This is a genomic window from Candidatus Enterococcus moelleringii (assembly GCF_017377575.1).
Lineage (GTDB): Bacteria > Bacillota > Bacilli > Lactobacillales > Enterococcaceae > Enterococcus_A > Enterococcus_A moelleringii.
On sequence record NZ_JAFREM010000023.1, the window covers coordinates 14,084 to 29,678 of the forward strand.

A 15,595-nucleotide genomic window follows, 5' to 3' on the forward strand; every position below is an offset into this window, starting at 1 on the left:
TGATGGATTTTTCATCGGCTTTTTTTATTTTAAAAAACAGGAGCCGTGCTTGATCACTCATGAAGCTCCTGTCCAGATTTTAATGTCTCTATCAACGTCTTCTTTCCCGAATCAAGGTTGCTTTCGTTCGTTTCAAGAAACGCTCAATGACATTGGTAAACATAAACCCCAAGGCAATCGCGCCAGAGGTTACTAAAACGACTGCGATGTATTCCATCGAAACATCAAAGTTTTGATCCATCATTTCCCGGACTGCCATGTAAGCCGGTCCACCAGGAACTAGCGGTACCAGACTAGGTACGTTAAACACGATTACCGGCATCTGTTTTTTGCGGGAGAAAAAAATGCTCATTAACCCAATCACCATCGCCGCCAAAAAATTGGAGAAACCGATATTTTGATCAAAATACGTTTGACAGATCCAAAAGGTCATCCAGCCCATCGCTCCAGTAATACCACAAGTGAGAAATGCTTTACGAGGAATATTAGTTATAATGCCAAAGGTAATCGTACTAAGCATACTGAAAATGAAATTCATCAGAAAAACCACTACATACTCCTCCTAAAAAAAATTAAACGCGACAATAATTCCGCCGCCAATGGCTCCAGCAACAAACAATGCTTCAGTGGCTCGAGCAACTCCGCTGATTAAGTGTCCGGCCATAATATCACGAAAAGAATTCGTGATTGCAAGTCCCGGTACGAGAGGCATTATGGACCCAATAATGATATTATCAATCTCCTTTGCCACTGAAAAATGCACCGACAAAATAGCTAAAACTCCAATCAGCAAAGAGGCCAAAAAGTCATTTAAAAATTTCATCTCCAGCTTTTTACCAAAAAAGGTATGCACCGAAAAGCCCAACATTCCAATGATAAAGGTAGCAATAAAATCTTGCCAATCACCTCTCAGAATAATCATAAGAGTACTGCTGACCACCCCGGAGGCCAAAATCTTCCAAGTATAGGGAAAGTCAGGGGTTACATGGTCAATCTCATTTAAATGTTCATAAAAATCCGGTAACGGCAATCGTCCTTCTGCAAATAACCGCGAGGCACGATTCACCGCTGCTACCTTCTCCAAATTAATCGATTGTTGAGTGATTTGGATGACTTGGCTATTTTCCTCTGAAGGAGAGCCTACTATCAGTCCGGTTGCTGTTACGTATGTTTGGATATCCTCTAGTCCAGCATTTTGGGCAATACGCTTCATGGTATCTTCTACCCGATAGACCTCTGATCCAGACTCCATCATGATCTTTCCCGCCTTCAAGCAGGTAATCAAAACTAATTGAGCATAACTTTGTTGGGCCAAATCAACCCCTCCTTTTTGTACTCTTTCCCTCATCTTAGGAAAAAGAAGTCGAATAGGCAAGAAAAAACGACGACTTCCTGCTATAATATGAGATAAAGTAACACAGATCTAAAACGCTCTTGGTCTTTTGGAATAATTCTCTTGCATTTATTTCCTTTTAAGTATAACGTATTTTAGTGTTAGAAAAACACACGTTATTGAAACAGCTGTTGCTAAAACGATTTCAGATGCTATTTTACGGAACAATCGGAAAATTTACACTCTTTTTTTAAATTTTTTCGCCTTATTTTAGATAACGTAACATATTAGGGTTGCCAAACCGCTTACTTTTTGATTAAAATGAATTGACAGGAAAAATAATAACATCTTGGGAGGAAACAAGTATGAGAAGAAAAGTGTACACGAAGGAGCAGATTTTAAAGGCTGCGTATGAAGTTGTGGAAAATGAGGGGTTTTCCGGATTCACTGCTCGAAACATTGCCAAAAAGATGGGAATTAGTACACAACCAATTTATTTGGAATTCAAAAACATGCAAGATTTGAAGAATACTTTATTGGATGAGATTTGCGGTCATTTGTACTATGATATCTTCCCAGCAAAACGCACCGGGGATGCGATTGTTGATTTGGGATTAAACTATATTTACTTTGCTAAAGAACGCAGCAAACTATACAATGCCTTGTTCGTACAGGAATATGGCGGCGGTCAAAAAATGCATGATTTTTCTTACAAGTATTTCCGCGAATTAACTGAAAAACATCCAAAATACAAAAATTTAACTGATGAGCAAATTAATGCACTTCACGTTGGGACCTGGATTACCGTTACCGGGATTGCTACTTTAATGTCTTCCGGAATCATTGAACCTACTGAAGAGGACATGGTACACTTGATCAACCGTGCGATTGATCATATCTTAGATACTGAAGACACAGCTGTACTAGACAAGCTGTAAAACACTTGACATTTAAATGAAAAAAGGTAACATATTCTATGCGGAAGGTTGGCAGAGTGGTAATGCACCGGACTCGAAATCCGGCGAGCCGTAGCAATGTGGTGCACGGGTTCAAATCCCGTACCTTCCTTATAGGTTGCCGTTTGGAAAGCTTGAAATGCTGATGCAGAGATATATTCTGCTGGTGTTTCAAGCTTTTTTAATTGAAACCGACTAACTTTAAGCAAACTTTCTATAGTCAGACTCAACTTACAAAGACATTTTTATTAAAAAATAACTATGATTTTTTAAAGAGTTATCAAATAATCAGTTGCATAAAAAAGTCATGACACTTATAATTATAAATGAGCACATACGCTCCTATTGACTAATGGTTCGACGCAAACAAGAACTTGGGGAAGTGTCTTGTGCTGACCGCGTCGTCCAATTGAAGCATTCTTAAATTGAATGATTCCAAAAGAAAGACTTGCTGTTTCGTCGGAGACAGCAAGCCTTTCTTTTTTTCTAATGAATTTACAGCAGGTTTAATTCGCACCCGTTAATGTCCCGTAAATCAGAAATAGGTTTAGAATAGTTAGAATAATCGTGATCCCCCATGCTAGATATTTCTCCCAGCTTGGGTTTGCAAACTTGCCCATTAATTTTTTGTCACTGGTAAATAAGGTCAGCGGAATGATTGATATCGGCAAGGCTACGCTTAGAAAAACTTGAGTGTACAACAACAGGTTTTCCACTGCGTTCTCATTGCCACCATATAGGATGACACAAATGATTACTGGAACAATTGCTAGTAAACGGGTGATGACCCGGCGCATCCACAGGGGCATTTTAAGGCGGATAAAGCCTTCCATGACAATTTGACCAGAAAGAGTTCCAGTGATCGTCGAATTCTGCCCTGAGGCCAACAAAGCCACTGCAAATAGAGTACTTAACAAAGGACTGGCAATACTTCCGACAATCGAAGGGTCCTTTAAGGCATCATATAGATCAACAAATTTGCCAAGATCACTATTAGTACCATAAAACAGTGCGCCGCCCAAAATCAACAACAAACAATTTACAATAAAAGCCACTGTCAGTTGAATATTGGAATCCCAAGTAGTAAAACGAACCGCTTCAGCCAGCTCCTTCTCGTTTTTTCGGTCAAAATCTCGTGATTGGGCAATTGAAGAATGTAAATATAGATTATGGGGCATAACTGTCGCTCCAACGATCCCCAAGGCCAACAGCAGCATCGAACGATCTGTAGCAATCTCGACAGTTGGCACAAAGCCACGAATTACCTCTCCCCAATGTGGGTCTGCTAAGGCTACTTCATAGCCAAAGACACAGAAAATCACAGTGATCAGTACCGCCACAATGGCTTCAATCTTGCGAAACCCTAGCTTCGTCAGCAAAAGAAGAAGCAAAACATCAAAAGTAGTGATCAATACTCCAACTAATAATGGCAATCCAAATAATAGCTGAAGAGCTACTGCCCCGCCAATTACTTCAGCAATGTCCGTGGCCATAATCGCCATTTCATTTACTATCCATAAGACAAAGCCTAGGCCTTTGCTGGTTTTGGACCTAGTCATTTGAGCCAGATCTTTTCCAGTTACCATCCCTAACTTAGCCGCCATACTTTGTAAGAGCATGGCAATTAGGCTGGAAAGCAGAATAACCGTTAACAAGCTGTATTTATACTCTGCCCCGCCAGCAATGGATGTAATCCAATTCCCCGGATCCATATAACCGACAGCTACCAGTGCACCTGGGCCGCTGTAAAGTGTTAGTTTCTTCCAGAAACTGGCATTCTTAGGTATTTTTACCGTACCGTTTATTTCCTCTAGGCTTACGCCATCTGATTCATGGATCAGATTTTTCTCTTTGGTCAAAAGAATTCCTCATTTCCATCGATTCATTGATTCCTACATCCAGAATATCCTATAACAAAAAAAGTGTAAAATATTTTAAAGTTTCTATCTTTTTTTAAAAATCCGACCCCAGTCCTATGCACAAAGGATCAATCTGTCATATACTTCGAGGTATAAGATAAAAATCAAGGAGATGAGAAAATGAGTATCGCACAGTCACGAAGATTGCTTAATGCAATTTCTTTTGCCGGGTTGGCCTTTTCTGTTGGTTTAGCTGTCTATTTCTACCATCTAGGAGTCTTTAAGGATATGAATTCCTTGCAAAGCTTAGTTGGTCAATCAGTTATCGTCGGGCCGCTCATTTTCATCGTCATACAAATGGTTCAAGTCGTTATTCCGATTTTGCCGGGGGGAATCAGCCTAGCAGCCGGAGTGTTGATCTTTGGACCGGTTTGGGGCTTTATCTATAATTATGTGGGAATTTGTTTGGGCTCAATTATTTTATTCCTTTTAGGCAGACACTACGGTCGACCATTAATTAGTCACTTAGTCAGTGATAAAATCTATCAAAAATATAGTCATTGGTTAGAAAATGACAAGCGCTTTGAAAAGCTTTTCGCTCTAGCAATCTTCTTACCGGTGGCACCAGATGATGCGCTGTGTTTAATGGCAAGCGTCACTAATATGTCTTTTAAGAAATATACAGCGATTATTTTGCTGGCTAAGCCAGTTTCAATTTTCCTATACAGTTTAGCGTTGCTGCATGGCGGCAGCTGGTTAGCAGGTTTACTGACTCACTAATTGGTGAGTCTTTTCTTTTGCAAAAAAATCACATCTATGCATATCTCCAAAATATTGTTATTAAAGTCTTCTCGTTACAGAAATATGCATGTTTTTCTATGCAATTAAAAAAGGGAGCAAAAGAATGCCCCCTTGTTCGTTTAAGTATTAATTTTAATTACACATCGGCTACTAATTATGCTAAATGTTCCAACGCGAGCTGATTGGAAATGTCCTCGTATTTCACCAACAACCGATTTTGCAGCTCAATTACTCGTGCCCGATCAATTGGATCATACGTGACGACACTGATCATCACAGTGTTGTTATACAGCCGTTCTACAACGCCTTCTACCTCTTTTTCCAAACCAATTGCTCTGCATGAATAAGTACCACCTATCTCAATATTTTCCATTTCCATCCTCCTTTTTCTCATGCTTTTATAATAACATAATAATTTTCTCATGAAAACGGTTGTGTGGTAATTTTTTGAACAAATTTCAAATGGCACCCATAAATCTATTGATATATAAAGATTTGTTGATCCTTTTCCCTGCGTTATCTTATGCTAGTTATAGATTTACCCCTATCAGCTGTCCTCACTCTTCACATAAAACAAATCAATTAACTACAATTGGATAAGTACCTTCTTATATTTCAAAGATGATTATTACTCTGAGAAAAACTTGGACAACGCAAAAAAGCGCAGCGAGTCTTCCGAATGAATCGGAAAAGCTCGCTGCGCTATGATTTTGATTATAGACGTTCGTTCAATTCTTTAGCAAGATCTTCAAAGCCAGGTTTGCCTAGTAAAGCAAACATATTCTTTTTGTAAGCTTCTACTCCTGGTTGGTCAAATGGGTTAACCCCCAATAAGTAACCAGAAATACCTACAGCAATTTCAAAGAAGTACATTGCATAACCTAAAGTGTAAGCATCCATGGTTGGGATGTTTAATACCAAGTTAGGTACGCCGCCATCTGTATGAGCTAATAATGTGCCTTCGTAAGCTTTCGTGTTTACAAAGTCGACATCTTTGCCTTCCAAGTAGCCTAAGCCATCCAGATCAGATTCTTGGCTTGGAATCGCCACAGATTTGCGAGGTTTTTCAACCTTAACAATCGTTTCAAAGATATTGCGTCGGCCTTCTTGAATATATTGGCCAAATGAATGCAAGTCAGTTGAGAAGTTGGCACTTGATGGGTAGATCCCTTTCAAGTCTTTTCCTTCTGATTCGCCGTACAATTGTTTCCACCATTCGTTGAAGTATTGCATACCTGGTTCGTAGTTAACCAAGATTTCGGTTACTTTACCTTTACGGTATAACAAGTTACGCATTGCTGCGTATTGGTAAGCTTCGTTTTCATCCAAGTTTTCGCTTGAGTAAGCTTCGCGAGCGTCTGCAGCACCTTGCATCAATGCATCGATATCTGCTCCGCTAGCAGCGATTGGCAATAAACCAACAGCTGTTAATACTGAGAAACGTCCGCCAACATCATCAGGAATTACAAAAGTTTCCCAACCAGCTGCATCAGCTTCAGTTTTCACTGCGCCGCGAGCTTTGTCAGTTGTTGCGTAGATACGTTTGTTTGCTTCTTCTTCACCATATTTCTTCACTAGTAATTCTTTGAAGACACGGAAAGCGATAGCAGGTTCAGTTGTAGTACCTGATTTAGAAATAACGTTTACTGAGAAATCACGGTCACCGATTACTTCGATTAAATCAGCAATATAAGTAGAGCTGATTGAATTTCCGGCAAAGAATACTTGCGGTGCTTTGCGATCTGCTTTGTCCAATACGTTAAAGAATGTTTGGTGCAAGAATTCGATTGCGGCACGAGCTCCTAAGTAAGAACCGCCGATTCCGATAACTACTAATACTTCAGAATCAGATTGAATTTTTTCTGCTGCTTTTTTGATGCGGGCAAATTCGTCTTTGTCATAGTTAACTGGTAAATCGATCCAGCCTAGATAGTCGTTTCCTGCGCCAGTTCCTTCCCGTAATTCTTTGTGGGCTAAAGCAACTTGACCTTTGATGTACTCCATTTCATGTTCATTAACAAATGGAGCGACTTTCGAATAATCGAAATGAATATGTGACATGATTTTTTTCCTCCTTGTAAATCACTTCGTACAGGTTATACTTTACGTTTCTTTTGCTTTTTTTTCAAGCCTGAACCTTCAATTTCTTCGATTAAACCAAACCTTGTGCGATCATCGCGTCAGCGACTTTAGCAAAGCCGGCAATATTGGCACCTGCGGCATAGTTATCCTTTTCAGAATATTTTGCAGCTGTGTCACGACAAGTTTCATAAATGTTTTTCATGATGTCGTCTAATTTGCCGTCAACTTCTTCTTTGGTCCATGATAGACGTTGCGAGTTTTGGCTCATTTCTAGAGCGGAAACAGCTACCCCACCAGCATTAGCGGCTTTACCAGGTCCGTATAAGACACCATTTTCATGGTAAACTTTGACAGCATCCATGGTACTTGGCATATTCGCTCCTTCAGCAACTACTTTTACGCCGTTGGCAGCTAAACGTTCTGCTTTGGCTTTGTCGATTTCGTTTTGAGTAGCACATGGTAAAGCAATATCGGCTGCTGTTTCTAAGTCCCAAACAGAACCTTCAAAATATTCAGCGTTGCTGCGTTCTTTTACGTATTCGGTTAAACGTTCGCGGCGAACTTCTTTAATGTCTTTTAACAGATCTAGATCGATACCGTCTTTGTCGTAGACATAGCCGTTGGAATCGGAACAAGTCACGGCAGTTCCGCCAAGCTCTTGCACTTTTTCAATCGCATAGATGGCTACATTTCCGCTGCCGGAAACCAATACTTTTTTGTCTTGGAAAGAATCGCCTTTGTCTTCTAGTAAATGTTTAACGAAGTATACAGCACCATAACCAGTTGCTTCGGTACGGCCTAAGCTGCCGTTAAAGCCTAGAGGTTTTCCTGTTAACACGCCGGCGTCGTATTCACGTAAACGTTTGTATTGGCCGAATAAATAGCCGATTTCCCGTCCGCCAACACCGATGTCACCAGCTGGTACATCTAAGTTAGGGCCGATATGTTTTGACAATTCAGTCATGAAGCTTTGGCAAAAACGCATGATTTCAGGGTCTGATTTACCTTTAGGATCAAAGTCAGAACCACCTTTCCCGCCGCCGATTGGCAGACCAGTCAGGCTGTTTTTGAAGATTTGTTCAAAGCCTAAGAATTTCAAGATACTCATATTCACACTTGGGTGGAAACGCAGGCCGCCTTTGTAAGGCCCAATCGCAGAATTGAATTGTACGCGGTAGCCGCGATTTACTTGCCAGTTGCCTTTATCATCTTGCCAAGGCACACGGAATTGGATCATGCGCTCTGGTTCTACGATGATTCCCAAAATATTATGTTCAATGTATTCAGGATGTTCATCTAAAAAAGGGACAATTGTAGGTAGAAACTCTTCTACAGCTTGCAGAAATTCAGATTGATTTGGATCCTTTTCCTCTAAGTACTGTTGAATCTGTTCGACATATTGCTTTGCTTGCATAAAACTCCTCCTCACATTAGATACTCATAGTTTACATCATTTTCTAATAGAAGTGTTAGAAATTTCATGATAAACTTTGCAACGAGGTGAAAAAATGGATAAAAATTTCGAAGTCATCGTCATTGGTGCTGGTCCAGCCGGCATGATGGCAGCGATCGCAGCTGCATCAAATGGCGCAAAGGTGGCACTTATTGATAAAAACAAACGCTTAGGCAAAAAATTGTTGATGACCGGCGGCGGACGCTGCAATGTTACCAATAATCGACCGGTGGAAGATTTGATTCAGCACATTCCGGGAAATGGGCGCTTTTTATACAGTACGTTTTCTCAATGGGACAATCAGGATATCATTCGCTTTTTTGAAGATCGCGGTGTAGCTTTAAAAGAAGAAGATCATGGCCGGATGTTTCCTACTACCGACAAATCTAAAACAATTGTCGAAGGCCTGAAAAATGAAATGGATCAGCTGGGCGTGACCGTGATCTACCAGACTGCGGTAGAAAAAATTATTCACGACGGTACCAAGATCACCGGCGTGCGCACGGAGACTGGCGATTATTCTGCCAAAAGTGTGGTCTTAGCAACTGGCGGCCTGACTTATCCTTCAACTGGGGCGACTGGCGATGGCTATCGGCTGGCTAAATCTTTGGGGCACCACGTAACTCCTTTGTACCCTACTGAATCGCCAATTTTATTAGATGAGGACTTTATTCAAAAGAAGGAACTGCAGGGGTTGTCATTGCGGGATGTTCAATTGAGTGTCGTAAATGAAAAGAAAAAAGTGGTGGCTTCCCATGTGATGGATTTGTTGTTTACTCATTTCGGCTTGTCCGGTCCGGCAGCATTACGCTGCTCCAGCTTTGTGAATCAATTGTTGAAGCAGCAGGATCGAGTTACGTTGGTTTTGGACTGCTTCCCAGACTTAACTAAGGCTGAGGTTTTGGAGCAATTGACCCAGCAAGTGACAGCTTCAACTAAACAAATGAAAAATGCTTTGACTGGATTCTTGCCGGAACGTCTGCTGCAGCATTTTCTGACTAAGTTGGAAATAAGTGACATTGCAGCGAATCAATTGCCGAAAGCGAAGTTGGAAGCCTTGAATGATTACTGCAAGCATTGGGAATTATCTGCTAAAGGGACTTTTGGCTTAGAAAAATCTTTCGTGACTGGCGGTGGGATCGAATTAAAAGAAGTCTCTCCTAAAACGCTGGAAAGCAAAAAAATCACCGGCTTGTTTTTTGCCGGTGAACTGTTGGATATTAATGGATATACGGGCGGCTTCAATATCACCAGTGCCTTTTGTACAGGTTATGTTGCTGGTACCCATGCAGCGTATCAGTCCTTCGCTTAGTCTTTGACTATGGACACGTAATGGCCGCGAGTCAGCTGAACAATCGCATCGGGGGCTAGTTCCATTTGCAGTCCCCGCTTGCCGGCTGATACCGCAATTTGCTGAAATTCTTGAGCTGTTTCCTCTAAATAAGTAGGAAACAGCTTTTTCATACCAATCGGCGAACAGCCGCCGCGGATATAACCGGTGGTGGCCTCTAAATCCCGCAAATGCAGCATCTCGACTTTCTTATTACCGCTGGCTTTAGCGATTTTTTTCAAGTCCAGTTCGTGATTGCTGGGAATGACTGCTACGATGGGGCCGGTTTTGTTCCCCACCGCCACTAGTGTTTTAAAAATACGCTCAGGCGGGATGCCGACTTGTTCTGCCACATGACCGGCGCCTAAATCATCTTCACTCCATTGATATTCATGTTCGACATAAGGCATTTTTTTCTGCTCCACTAGTCGAATCGCATTGGTTTTGGTTACCTTCTTTTTTGCCATCTCAATCCACCTCGCTAAAAGCATAGCAAAGAAATTCGTCAGAGACAATTGAAAATGTACGCAGACTTCCTTCTCCGATACGGTACAAAGAAATCCTATCGTCTTGAACAATGCCTCTATATAAGAAAAACCGCTTTGTCTCCAAGAGACAAAACGGCCGTCTTATTAACTAAATTCATCTAAAATCATGGTCAATTTTTCTACTTCGATCTGGCCTTCAGCTGAAGCACAGCCTGGTAAGCAAGCATAGGTCATGCAAGAACCGTTCAAGTAGCCGGCTACCCTTGAAATTTTACCTAGCTTACCCATGGAAACCGTGACAGTTGGCAAGGTCACAAAGGTTTGGGCCTTCAGGGTCATTTCCATTAAACGGATTACATCATCTTCATCTCCAGGAACAACCACGATCTTGGCAATATCGGCGCCCCAATGCTCCATCATGTTTAAACGGAACAGCAGCACAGCATTTTCTGGTGTTTTTTCGTAGTTATGGTCACTTAGGATGACTTTGACGTCCAAAGCCTGCATCCACTTGATGAAGGTGGAGCCCAGCTTGTCTACGTGGCTTAACTCGATGTCCGCCATGTCGATAGCCCGTGAAGAAACAGCAAACTCATTGATGCGGCGGTAATCCCGCAAGGACAGCTCCACTTCGCCGCCCTCTGGTTTGGTACGCAGATTGAAAATTAATGGGATTTCTCGTAATTCGTCCCGCAAAGCTAACAAAGTAATTAATAATTCCTCGTCATCTAATAAATCTTGGTAGTAGTCAGCCCGCCATTCGATGACATCGGCCTGCTTCTTTGCCAGGCTGGCTTGTTCAATAATTTCGTCAAAGGTGCGCCCGATCAACGGCACGCAGATTTTTGGTCTTCCGGCGTTAAAACGAACATTTCTCACTTCTACATCCATCATCTACATCGTCTCCATCATTCTTTTTGAATTTCGTATATCAAGACCTTTAAATAATTGCTTTCAGCCAACTGTTCCACCGCTGGAAAATCTGGTGGCAAACGATAGCTTTCAGTTAAATGATACGTTACATTTTCTTTGATGAATACTTCTTCAATTGCTGCTTGGAACTTTTCGATTGTGAAATTTGACGCATTGGTTGAAGCAATAATGGTTCCTTCAGCAGACAAAATATCTAGACTGCCTTCGATTAAGCGTCCATAATCCTTTAATACTGAGAAGGTCTTTTTCTTGTTTCGGGCAAAGCTTGGCGGATCTAAGACAATCAGATCATACGTCAGCTCTTTGCGGGCGGCGTAACGGAAATATTCAAACGTATCCATTACAACGATCCGCTGCTGATCTAAAGAAATGCCGTTAACAGCAAATTGTTCTTCGGTTTTTGCGCGACTGCGCTGCGCCAAATCGACACTGGTGGTTTCCAAAGCTCCGCCAAAAGCAGCGGCTACTGAGAAGGCACCGGTGTAGCTGAACATGTTCAACACGCGTTTGCCTAGAGCAACACCCTCGATTAAGCGTCCTCGAACTTCTTTTTGATCAAGGAAAATCCCCGTCATATAGCCTTCATCTAAATAGGTGGCATAATTTACGCCGTTTTCTTTTACCAGTAAAGGTTCTTCCGGCTTGCTGCCGCTGACCCAGTTGCTTTCCGGCAGATCGCTGGTAAAACGGATTTTTTCCACGATGCCTTTTGGATGAAGCAGCTTTTGCAAGCTGTCAGTCAGTTTTTTACGGAAATGGTAAATGGTCTCGTTGTACCATGAGACAACTAAATAACCGTCGTAATAATCGACAGTAATCCCGCCAAGTCCGTCCCCTTCACCGTTAATCAAACGAAAAGCGGTAGTACTTTCATCGGAGAAGTAAAAACTGCGCTGGTCTATCGCGGTTTGAAAGAGCTGTTCAAAGAATTCATCGTTCAGCGCTGAATCGTTGCGATCCACTACCCAGCCGATGCCTTTGTTTTGTTTTCCTAAGTAGCCTGTGGCCACATATTTGCCTTGTTTATCGACAAACTTCACCCATTCTTTAGGAAAAGTTTCATGGTATTTTTTAAGATCTTCTTTTTGAATTAATGGAATTCCACGGCGAATTTTCTTCGCGGCTTGGTCTTTGATTTCTACTTGCACACTTAATCCCTGCTTTCTTCTTATTAGTATATCAAAGAAATCGCTCATATTGTGTTAATAAAGTTTTTTTTAAACATCAATTCATCATCTCGAGTTAGATTGACGTACCTTCTCCAAGCGGGTAGAATGATATGGAGTGAATAAATTTCACATTCTACACTTCTTCTATAGAAAGGAAGTTATGTATTGAAAAACATAAAAGTACCCACATTTTTAAATAAACGCCTAGGATTCTTCGCGTTATTGACGTTTCTCTTGTGGGCCAAAAGTATTTTTGCTTATCTCTTTGAATTTAATTTAGGTATTGAAAGCCTACGACAATATTTGATTCTATTTATTAATCCGATTGCGACAACCATGTTCTTGCTGTCGATTGCGTTGTATGTGAGAAGACCTAAAGCCGCCTATCGAACGATGCTGTTTATCTATGCGTTGACGACTATCTTGATTTTCTCTAACGTGGTTTACTATCGTGAATTCACCGACTTTATTACCGTTAACACCTTGTTAGGTGCTGGTAAAGTAGCCAGCGGATTGGGAGAAAGCGCGATTCGCTTGTTCCGTCCTTATGACTTGCTGTTTGTGATTGACTTGGTTATCCTGCCGATTCTGGTTTGGAAAAAAGTTATCAAACGGGAAGAACGTCCGGTCCGGGCAAGAATGGCCTTTGCCATGACCGCTTTGTCAGTGATGATTTTCTCAGGGAACCTTTTCTTAGCGGAAGCGGATCGTCCTGAATTGTTAACTCGTACCTTCTCACGGGATTACTTAGTGAAGTATCTAGGTATTAGCGCCTTTACTGCTTATGACGGAATCCAAACATACAAAACCAACCAAGTTCGGGCTGAAGCTAGTCCCAATGATTTGACTGATGTTGAAGCTTACGTGGAAGATCATTATGCAGCGCCTAACGAAGATTTGTATGGCATTGCGAAAGACAAAAACGTCATCTACATTCACTTGGAAAGCTTCCAACAATTTTTGATTGATTACAAATTGACGGATGAAGCTGGTCAAGAACATGAAGTAACACCGTTCATCAACAGTATTTACCATGAAAACAGTACCTTCAGCTTTGATAACTTTTTCCACCAAGTAAAAGCTGGGAAAACCTCAGATGCTGAAACTTTGTTAGAAAATTCTTTATTCGGCTTGAACCAAGGATCGTTGTTTACCCAATTGGGCGGCAAAAATACCTTCCAAGCAGCACCGGATATTTTGAAACAGGAAGCTGGCTACACCAGTGCGGCTTTCCACGGAAATTCAGGAAACTTCTGGAACCGGACCGAAACTTACAAACGTTTTGGTTATGATCACTTCTTTGACTCATCTTACTATGATGTAAACGAAGATAATTCATTCCAATACGGCTTGCATGACAAACCATTCTTCCAGCAATCAGTGAAATACCTGGAACGTTTGCAGCAGCCTTTCTATTCTAAGTTTATTGCCGTGTCTAACCACTATCCATATAGTGAGTTCCAAAATGACGAAGGTGGTTTCCCAATGGCGACCACTGATGATGAAACCATCAACGGTTACTTTGCAACAGCCAACTACTTAGACAAAGCCGTTGAAGAATTCTTCAATTACTTGAAATCTAGCGGTTTGTACGAAAATTCAGTCATCGTGATGTATGGCGACCACTATGGTATCTCAACTTCACGGAACTCTGAATTGGCACCACTACTTGGCAAAACCAAGGAATCTTGGACCAACTTTGACAATGCGCAAATGCAGCGGGTTCCTTATATGATTCATATTCCAGGTCAAGAAAACGGCGGAGTGAATCATACTTACGGCGGCGAAATTGATGCTTTACCTACTTTATTGCATTTGTTAGGAATTGATTCCAGCAAGTACATTCAGTTAGGTCAAGATTTGTTGTCACCTGAAAATGATCAGCTGGTTGCTTTCCGCAGCGGCGATTATGTAACACCTGATTACACATACTATGGCGGCAGCCTGTATGACAACCATACTGGCTTTATGGTTACAGCTCCAGATGAAAATCTGCAAGCGAAAACCGAAGAATGGCAGCAGGCGGTTAGTCAGCAATTGAGCACGTCGGATAATATTAACAACGGTGATCTGTTGCGCTTCTACACCGGCAGCGGTATGGAAACCATCGATCCGGCCGACTACGATTACAAGAATGCTCTGCAGCAGCTTGAGAAAACTGAAAGCAAGCTTGGCGATCAATCAACTAGCCTTTACAGTCAACTTGGTACGTCCACACAAGATATGTACCAAACTAAAACCTATAAGCAATACAATGAACCAGCTGCAACACCGGAAGTAACTGAAACGCCAGAAGCGCCGGTTCAAGAATAAGACCCTACTACCTCCTTTAGCAACTTGCTGAAGGAGGTTTTTTAACGAATTCGGTTCATCGCTATAAAAAAAGTGTCACTTTTTCTTAGAGACTTCATACTTCTTTCAAATTCACTTTCTATACTAGAGTATGAGGTGAGGTAAATGAGTTCCCTACAAACGGCTTTAAATGATCTAACCAAAAGCAAACTGTCCTTCTATTTGACTTTTGCTTTTGCCAGTATTGCTTTGTTTGCCTTAACAACGCTATTACTGCTTTATTCGATGATTTCCCAATTGCATGCTAATTTGGCAACTTATGATATACAATTATTTACCAATGGCGAGGTAGAAGAAATTCAGTCTTACTTTGCCGATTGGTTTATGTATAGCTGTCTTGCTATTGTAGTTATTTTGCTGGTCAGTTTTATGGTTCTTTTTATTAAACGCAAAAATGTCATGGATTACTTTTCCCATAATCCGTTGAGTTTTTCTTTGCAGCTGCTAATCGTTATCCTGCTGGCTGTGTTTTTGTTGATGGCGTTGTTCGTGATTTTCGAATCCAGCTATCAACAATTTTTGCAGCGTTTCTACCAATATAGTCTGGATCGATTCAATGATCTGCCAAGTTTTGTGCTAAGTAACGGCGATAGCGGTTTCGCTTTTTCTGTTCGCTGGCCTCTTTCATTGGATATCTCCTCGAGAACTTTTTTCCAGATGTTTATGACTTCTTTGGTGAAGGCGGGTAGTCTGCTGGCTGTGTTAGTACTTCCAGTTAGTCTGTTCTTCCGAGGTCTAATCAGCAGGAAAACTTCCAGAGCCCGTTCAGCTTTGGAGCATCGGTAGATACTATTTCACGATTCATTCAATTATGAGCAATTTCTACTTTTTTTGTCATC

The 15,595-nt window shown here is 41.4% G+C and carries 14 protein-coding genes and 1 tRNA gene; 6 read left to right on the plus strand and 9 right to left on the minus strand.

The window, feature by feature from the left end:
• Positions 1–91: 91 nt before the first annotated feature.
• Together JZO70_RS14365 and JZO70_RS14370 are read right to left on the minus strand one after the other, a co-directional pair.
• The gene (locus tag JZO70_RS14365; RefSeq protein WP_207674308.1) at positions 92–550 is read right to left on the minus strand and encodes a threonine/serine exporter family protein; all 459 of its coding nucleotides are present in this window, start codon (positions 548–550) and stop codon (positions 92–94) included.
• Positions 551–562: 12 nt separating this feature from the next.
• Positions 563–1,315, minus strand: coding sequence for a threonine/serine exporter family protein (locus JZO70_RS14370; RefSeq protein WP_242703956.1), 753 nt, complete (start codon positions 1,313–1,315; stop codon positions 563–565).
• A 383-nt stretch (positions 1,316–1,698) separates the two neighbouring features.
• Here JZO70_RS14370 and JZO70_RS14375 point away from each other — a divergent pair, with 383 nt between their 5' ends.
• Together JZO70_RS14375 and JZO70_RS14380 are read left to right on the plus strand one after the other, a co-directional pair.
• Positions 1,699–2,271 carry a TetR/AcrR family transcriptional regulator gene (locus tag JZO70_RS14375; RefSeq protein ID WP_207674310.1) on the plus strand — a complete coding sequence of 191 codons (573 nt, stop codon included), beginning with the start codon at positions 1,699–1,701 and terminating at the stop codon, positions 2,269–2,271.
• 42 nt (positions 2,272–2,313) lie between these two features.
• A tRNA-Ser gene (locus JZO70_RS14380) sits at positions 2,314–2,401 on the plus strand.
• Between the two features lie 394 nt (positions 2,402–2,795).
• Here the strand turns inward: JZO70_RS14380 and JZO70_RS14385 are convergent.
• On the minus strand, positions 2,796–4,148 hold the full coding sequence (locus JZO70_RS14385; RefSeq protein WP_207674312.1) for an Nramp family divalent metal transporter: 1,353 nt from the start codon (positions 4,146–4,148) through the stop codon (positions 2,796–2,798).
• 180 nt (positions 4,149–4,328) lie between these two features.
• Here JZO70_RS14385 and JZO70_RS14390 point away from each other — a divergent pair, with 180 nt between their 5' ends.
• Positions 4,329–4,928, plus strand: a complete 600-nt coding sequence (locus JZO70_RS14390; RefSeq protein ID WP_207674314.1) for a TVP38/TMEM64 family protein — start codon at positions 4,329–4,331, stop codon at positions 4,926–4,928.
• A 175-nt stretch (positions 4,929–5,103) separates the two neighbouring features.
• Here JZO70_RS14390 and JZO70_RS14395 read toward each other — a convergent pair whose 3' ends face one another.
• The 3 genes from JZO70_RS14395 to gdhA all read right to left on the minus strand — a co-directional run bounded on the left by JZO70_RS14395 (position 5,104) and on the right by gdhA (position 8,445).
• On the minus strand, positions 5,104–5,322 hold the full coding sequence (locus JZO70_RS14395) for a hypothetical protein (protein WP_207674316.1): 219 nt from the start codon (positions 5,320–5,322) through the stop codon (positions 5,104–5,106).
• Between the two features lie 341 nt (positions 5,323–5,663).
• Positions 5,664–7,010: a glucose-6-phosphate isomerase gene (locus tag JZO70_RS14400; RefSeq protein WP_207674318.1), complete on the minus strand. Its 1,347-nt coding sequence runs from the start codon at positions 7,008–7,010 to the stop codon at positions 5,664–5,666.
• 91 nt (positions 7,011–7,101) lie between these two features.
• Positions 7,102–8,445 (minus strand): NADP-specific glutamate dehydrogenase, encoded by a 1,344-nt coding sequence (gdhA, locus tag JZO70_RS14405; RefSeq protein ID WP_207674320.1) that lies wholly within the window; start codon positions 8,443–8,445, stop codon positions 7,102–7,104.
• 94 nt (positions 8,446–8,539) lie between these two features.
• Here gdhA and JZO70_RS14410 point away from each other — a divergent pair, with 94 nt between their 5' ends.
• Complete coding sequence (locus tag JZO70_RS14410) at positions 8,540–9,796, plus strand: BaiN/RdsA family NAD(P)/FAD-dependent oxidoreductase (RefSeq protein WP_207674321.1); 1,257 nt, start codon at positions 8,540–8,542, stop codon at positions 9,794–9,796.
• Here the strand turns inward: JZO70_RS14410 and ybaK are convergent.
• The 3 genes from ybaK to JZO70_RS14425 form a co-directional block, all read right to left on the minus strand.
• On the minus strand, positions 9,793–10,281 hold the full coding sequence (gene ybaK, locus JZO70_RS14415; RefSeq protein ID WP_207674323.1) for a Cys-tRNA(Pro) deacylase: 489 nt from the start codon (positions 10,279–10,281) through the stop codon (positions 9,793–9,795). The two genes, JZO70_RS14410 and ybaK, sit on opposite strands and share 4 nt — an antisense overlap.
• 165 nt (positions 10,282–10,446) lie before the next feature.
• Positions 10,447–11,196, minus strand: coding sequence for a type I 3-dehydroquinate dehydratase (gene aroD / locus JZO70_RS14420; RefSeq protein ID WP_207674325.1), 750 nt, complete (start codon positions 11,194–11,196; stop codon positions 10,447–10,449).
• Positions 11,197–11,210: 14 nt separating this feature from the next.
• Positions 11,211–12,383, minus strand: a complete 1,173-nt coding sequence (locus JZO70_RS14425) for a class I SAM-dependent methyltransferase (protein ID WP_207674327.1) — start codon at positions 12,381–12,383, stop codon at positions 11,211–11,213.
• Positions 12,384–12,569: 186 nt separating this feature from the next.
• On the opposite strand from JZO70_RS14425, the gene JZO70_RS14430 reads away from it, so the two are divergent.
• Positions 12,570–14,717: an LTA synthase family protein gene (locus JZO70_RS14430; protein ID WP_207674328.1), complete on the plus strand. Its 2,148-nt coding sequence runs from the start codon at positions 12,570–12,572 to the stop codon at positions 14,715–14,717.
• A 144-nt stretch (positions 14,718–14,861) separates the two neighbouring features.
• Positions 14,862–15,542, plus strand: a complete 681-nt coding sequence (locus JZO70_RS14435) for a hypothetical protein (protein WP_207674329.1) — start codon at positions 14,862–14,864, stop codon at positions 15,540–15,542.
• The last annotated feature ends 53 nt before the right edge of the window (positions 15,543–15,595 follow it).

Excerpts from the sequence above, each read along its gene's own strand:
- JZO70_RS14375 (WP_207674310.1), top strand. The coding sequence starts at position 1,699 with ATGAGAAGAAAAGTGTACACGAAGGAGCAGATTTTAAAGGCTGCGTAT.
- JZO70_RS14390 (WP_207674314.1), top strand. The coding sequence starts at position 4,329 with ATGAGTATCGCACAGTCACGAAGATTGCTTAATGCAATTTCTTTTGCC.
- JZO70_RS14395 (WP_207674316.1), bottom strand. The coding sequence starts at position 5,322 with ATGGAAAATATTGAGATAGGTGGTACTTATTCATGCAGAGCAATTGGT.
- JZO70_RS14400 (WP_207674318.1), bottom strand. The coding sequence starts at position 7,010 with ATGTCACATATTCATTTCGATTATTCGAAAGTCGCTCCATTTGTTAAT.
- gdhA (WP_207674320.1), bottom strand. The coding sequence starts at position 8,445 with ATGCAAGCAAAGCAATATGTCGAACAGATTCAACAGTACTTAGAGGAA.
- JZO70_RS14410 (WP_207674321.1), top strand. The coding sequence starts at position 8,540 with ATGGATAAAAATTTCGAAGTCATCGTCATTGGTGCTGGTCCAGCCGGC.
- ybaK (WP_207674323.1), bottom strand. The coding sequence starts at position 10,281 with ATGGCAAAAAAGAAGGTAACCAAAACCAATGCGATTCGACTAGTGGAG.
- aroD (WP_207674325.1), bottom strand. The coding sequence starts at position 11,196 with ATGATGGATGTAGAAGTGAGAAATGTTCGTTTTAACGCCGGAAGACCA.
- JZO70_RS14435 (WP_207674329.1), top strand. The coding sequence starts at position 14,862 with ATGAGTTCCCTACAAACGGCTTTAAATGATCTAACCAAAAGCAAACTG.